We start from the raw sequence: 5,002 nt of genomic DNA, 5'->3' as shown, positions 1-5,002 counted from the left end.
GGAACCGGGGGAGGATCAGTGCGCCGCTCCTTGCGATCCGTTGCCGGCGGCTTCGAAGACGTGCGTGACGTCTTTTCCGGGCGCTGCATCCGCAGCACCAGCTCGATCAGCTCCTCGCGGCTCAGCCGCTCAAGATCGCTTCGGCCCATCCCACGAGGGAATCAGCGAAACCCGACCCGCGCAAGGGGGTGGGTAATTACCTCCAGGCAGCCTGAATGGCCAAAGTCGAGCTTAGGGCTAAGCTAATATCACAACGCAGTGGAACGTCGCTTCGAATCAAAGGCCAAGGTGCGGTTCCCACCCCACTCCGTCGTGTAGCAGACCCACGCACATCGACCTAAATAAGATATAAGTCTTATTGAATGTCCTGTCGGAAATCCGACCGTAATCCTGACGCTCAAATCCGTCAGGAAAGACTGCTTGGAATTGAAAAACTGAGGAATTGAACGCAGTGCGGTCGAGCAGATGCTGAGCTGTTCGTGTAAGTACGCAGTATGGAACCGCTCGGCTACTACTGGAGGCTGATGCTTCAGCTTGCCAGCGTTGCGTCGAGAATCAGGGACCGTCTCTTGAGCGGAACGGCTATCTGGACAGCCATGCCTGATGACCCATGAACGCTGATGTGTTCGTGTTTGCAACAAGCTCCGTGTGGTATTATCCATGCTGTCCGGCTTCGGAATTTATACTTTCGCATGTATTATTCAGATTCAATCCTCCTTCTTCGTGGCCCGACCGACAGCCTCCTCATGGGGCTGCGTGCCGCCTTTGGGCTGGTTGATCCCATGAGGGGGCAAAGCGAGGACGCAATCCGGATCCGGCTGCTGCGGTTGACCCAGGACCTTGGTTCCGCGCAAGTGTTGCGTCGGTTCTCAGAGCGCTGGCTGATCAGCGGTGATGTCCTGCAGCGGACAGATCAAGCGCTGATCGAGCAGGTTGCACATGCAGTGCGCTGCGGGCAAATCGTTGCCTATGTGATCCCGCACAGCGTACTTGCAGCTACGCCGATTCCGGATGAGGCCGAGGTGGCGTTGGCTCTCAGCTTCCGCCGAAGAGGCGACGTTGAGCGTTCACCGGACAGGCCGCGACCCGCCGTGGGGATACACCGGTCATACCGTTCGGTGGCAGGTTTGCCGTCCTACCCAGTCCAAGCAGGCACCGGGCCCTACGCGGCCCTGTCGACCGCCTCGCCGGGTCAGTTCGACACGCTTTCGCTTGAAGGGTGTGTGGCCGAACTGCTCTATCGCGCCGCGACCCGGATTTCCACCGCGAACGCGGAGAACTTTCGGCGCTTGGTCGAGCCGGGCGTACTCGTGCGGACGGTTGCCATCATAGTGGCCTGGGTTCGCGCTCGGCAGAACGGGTGGGAACTCGTGGCAGAGGCCGTGCTCATCAGCGCTGACCCGGCTAGGCGCGGCCATGCCTTTGCCGAGGCCGCAGTCAGAATTGGGCGGGCTATCGACCTCCTTCGGGAAGCACGGCTTCAAAACCTGGATCAAGCCGCGGAAAACATCGCACGTGCGGTCGACGCGCTCGGGGCAGACCAGTTTCGTGCGGCCCTGGAGTTGAGCGCGCGTCGCGTCACTGCGCCCCGCCGGGTGCCATCCGGCGGAAGCTTCGATCGCCGGAGTACACCGCATCCGCCACGCCTACCTCTGCCCCCAACGTCCAGCGGGGCGCCACCAAAGAGCCGCAGCCCCACCGCCCCAACTACGAAGGAGGAGTGGAAGACAAAAGTTGTTGGCAAGTCCGAAGTAAAACTAAAAGATATTGATATCGACAAAAAGAAATATGGTCATTCAAATTCGAACGAAGACGAAGATGAAGATAAGGACATTGGAACAGAGTCTGGCAAAGCTGCCGCCAAGCTATTCACCTACGAGCTTGGTGTGTCGCGTTCGAAATCGGGAGAAATTTGGAAGACAAAGAACGAGGTGGTGCGGAGCGGTGCCTTCGAGTTCTCCGGAACCGCTGGAATCAAAGGCGACCTTTCGGGTGATCTCGCGGCCGGCTTGTACGGCAGTGCCAAGGTTGCGGTCATTGATGCCAAGGTGGAGGGTAAGATACTGAACGATCTTGTTGCCGGGGAACTCCAAGGGGAGATCCTAGCTGGTAGCGCCGTGGTGGCGTTAGGATACGCCCAGAAGGACAAATTCAAAGGCGTCGAGGCAAAAATTGGCGCCGAGATAGCCTTAGCGAAAATCTCCGGTGAGGGTAAACTTAATATCAGCCCTAAAACTCTCTACGATTGTTTTTGCGGCACGATTGTGAGGTTCGCAACGAAGGATCCGAAGCGGGGTTACTTGGATCCAAAGTGGGACCATGGTGTCAAGCTCGGGGCAGCAGGGGAAGCTGGCTTGGCGGCGGCTGTCGAGGGGTCCGCCAGAGCCGGCTTGATCGACGGTAGCCTGGGTGCCAGCTTCGGGGCAAAACTAGGTGCTGGACCTATGGCTGGATTCAAAATATTCATTGGCGTTTATTAACGAAATATTTTTCTATAATCGGAAATTTTAGGGACTTACAAATGAGCAATGATTCAAAAACGACTACAGCTAACAGCGACGGACTGGTAGCAGCCAAGATGATAGCACATGGCTCTCATTCTTTTTCATTTAAAATACTAGTTCCAGGTGATTGGAAAGTTGATAAAGTAGTAGATTCTTCGCTTCTAACCGACAAAATATCGTTGATAAGTATATTTACTTCTCAATTTAATAGTTATGCGTCTATTCAAGTTATCGGATCAATTATATCAAATGAGATTTCTGCAGCCAATTGGTTGAAGTTTTACGTGGGACTTCGAGAGGGATGGACTGCCGGCGAACTCACGGAGGTTGACGCCAAGCGCGCGCGAGTCTCGTGCGAGGCGGTCGTGGACGGCTTAGCGATGAAGGGTCTGGCCTCGGCTACCATCAACGGAGACACAGTCGTCGTCCTCCAAGGTTTTTGTCCGGCCGACGAATTCGAGCAGTTCAGAGAAGCGCTCAATTTAGGCGTTAGGTCGTTTAACACCGACGAGATTATACACCCCAATGTAATTGAGCCCCTCGCTCGCTTTGACGTTGGCTCGCGCGTCGCGTCTAGCTGCCCGGCCTCGTGGGCGGCCCGCTTCCCGGACAAAACGCCTTCCGGAAAGTCGGCCGTAGATTGGATCCGTAGGGACTCTCAAGATGTTGTTCGAGGAGTTATGCGGTTGAAGGTCGCAAAAAAACATGGACCTTCTTCTTATCATCAACATTTAGAAGATTCTATTCGTGAATTTCGCGAGTCTGATATGGTAGTTGACGAAATTTTAGGAGTTAGTGAAATAGGGTCGCGAGACCAATTTTTATCGGTAGTCTTGCTCGAGGCAAGGGCTCACACTAATCCAGACGCAGATTTGCTGTTTCGATGTCTAGTTTTCGAGGGAATTGACTTATTTATAATATTGACCTCTCTTGGACCAAATGAAGAGCAGGAATTCTACGAATGGGCGATTAATGATCGGGCGTTGAGGATTGTAGCAGATATGCTGACGATTGATTAGGGCCACAGCTTTAATGAATAAATCATAGTACCCTTCGCCTTTGCTTGACCTGTCGCAAGCACGCGGCGTTTTAGTCGGCATTGGCCATATAGCTGTGACTGCGCCTTGGTTTTGAAGGTCGCCTATGATCCTCAGCGCCATTGTCGAACAGCTAAAGCAGTCCTTCAAAACAGATTTTCAGGGCCGTAGATATAGGGCTACTCTGGCTTCTAGGAGGTAAGGAAAACGACCGTTTTCCGGACATTTACAACCTGGCCTGCCCCCTGGAAAGTGGTCCTCCCTGAGGTATGGCTTCGAGCCTTGTGGAGGATGTTGTGTACGCCTACGGTGAAGGCCGCGGTCGTGGCCCCGGCGGGGTGTCAGGCGGCGATCTGATGGAGCCGAGAGGGGGACCAGTTCCACGGCAGCAGTTCGTCGACACGCCGGGCGGGATGGTCGGGTAGCCGCGCGAGTACGTCCGCGAGCCAGGCCTGCGGGTCGATGCGATTGAGCTTGGCGGTCTCGATCAGCGTGTAGAGGGCAGCCGTGCGATGCCCGCCCGCATCCGAGCCAGCGAAGGTCCAGTTGCGGCGGCCCACCGCGATGGGACGGATGGAGCGTTCGGCGGCATTGTTCGAGAGGCAGATGCGCCCGTCGTGGAGGAACCGGGTGAAGGCGGTCCAGCGCTTGAGCAGGTCGTCGATTGCCGCTGCCGTGGGCGCTTTGGCCGAGAGTCTGGCGCGGTTCTCCCGCAGCCACGTCTCCAGGTCGGCGACGAGAGCAGCCGAGCGGGCGCGGCGGTGCGCGCGGCGTTCATCGGGGGCAAGACCGTTGGCGGCGCGCTCGATGGCGAAGATCGCATCGATCCGCGTTACCGCCTCGATGGCGATCGGAGCCTTCTTCAGAACGGCCAGCTCGAAGAACTTGCGTCGAGCATGGGCCCAGCAGGCCGCCTCGTGGATTGGGCCCGGCTTGCGGCCGGGGTCGTACAGCCGGACGAACCCCGAGAAGGCGTCCGCCTGCACGATGCCGTGGAAGTCGCCGAGCCAGGTCTCGGCATCGGCGTCGTAGCGGTCGGGAGAGTAGAAGTAGGCCGCCGCCGGCGGCTCGGGTCCACCGAAGGGGCGGTCGTCGCGCACCACCGTCCAGAGCCGGCCCATGCGGGTCTTGCCCTTGGCCAGGACCGGCACCGGCGTGTCGTCGAGATGGAGGCGCTCGGCTTCCCGGACATGGGCCTCGATCCGGGCGACCAGGGGCGACAGGGCGGTGGTGACGGCCCCGACCCAGCCGGCCAGGGTCGAGACGTCGATCGGCACGCCTTCATGGGCGAAGCGCTGGCTCTGGCGATGCAGCGGCAGGTGCAGGCCGAACTTGGCCATCATCACCTCGGCCAGGAGGTTTGGCCCGGCCCGGCCCCGCGGGATCGGGTGGAAGGGAGCCGGGGTCTGCGCGATGGTCTCGCAGTCGCTGCAGGAGAAGCGTAAGCGGTGTCTGGACGGC

At 58.1% G+C, this 5,002-nt stretch carries 3 protein-coding genes and 1 pseudogene; 2 read left to right on the top strand and 2 right to left on the bottom strand.

Going from position 1 to position 5,002, the window contains the following annotated elements; all coding sequences use genetic code 11:
* Positions 1–149: pseudogene (locus tag MFF13_RS23480) on the bottom strand (IS66 family transposase); the annotation flags it as partial.
* A 543-nt stretch (positions 150–692) separates the two neighbouring features.
* Here MFF13_RS23480 and MFF13_RS23475 point away from each other — a divergent pair.
* Entirely contained in the window at positions 693–2,480 is a 1,788-nt protein-coding gene (locus MFF13_RS23475) for a hypothetical protein (RefSeq protein ID WP_238273080.1), read from the top strand.
* A 41-nt stretch (positions 2,481–2,521) separates the two neighbouring features.
* On the top strand, positions 2,522–3,523 hold the full coding sequence (locus MFF13_RS23470; protein WP_238273079.1) for a hypothetical protein: 1,002 nt from the start codon (positions 2,522–2,524) through the stop codon (positions 3,521–3,523).
* A 359-nt stretch (positions 3,524–3,882) separates the two neighbouring features.
* Here MFF13_RS23470 and tnpC read toward each other — a convergent pair.
* A partial coding sequence (gene tnpC, locus MFF13_RS23465; RefSeq protein ID WP_238273078.1) for an IS66 family transposase occupies positions 3,883–5,002 on the bottom strand: 1,120 nt, incomplete at its 5' end.

Source organism: Methylobacterium cerastii (genome assembly GCF_022179125.1).
Taxonomy (GTDB): domain Bacteria; phylum Pseudomonadota; class Alphaproteobacteria; order Rhizobiales; family Beijerinckiaceae; genus Methylobacterium; species Methylobacterium cerastii.
Note: the sequence above shows the minus strand (reverse complement) of the source record. Positions and strands in the feature narration are given on the sequence as shown.

Coding starts and splice junctions, on each gene's coding strand:
- MFF13_RS23475 (WP_238273080.1), top strand. CDS start 693: ATGTATTATTCAGATTCAATCCTCCTTCTTCGTGGCCCGACCGACAGC.
- MFF13_RS23470 (WP_238273079.1), top strand. CDS start 2,522: ATGAGCAATGATTCAAAAACGACTACAGCTAACAGCGACGGACTGGTA.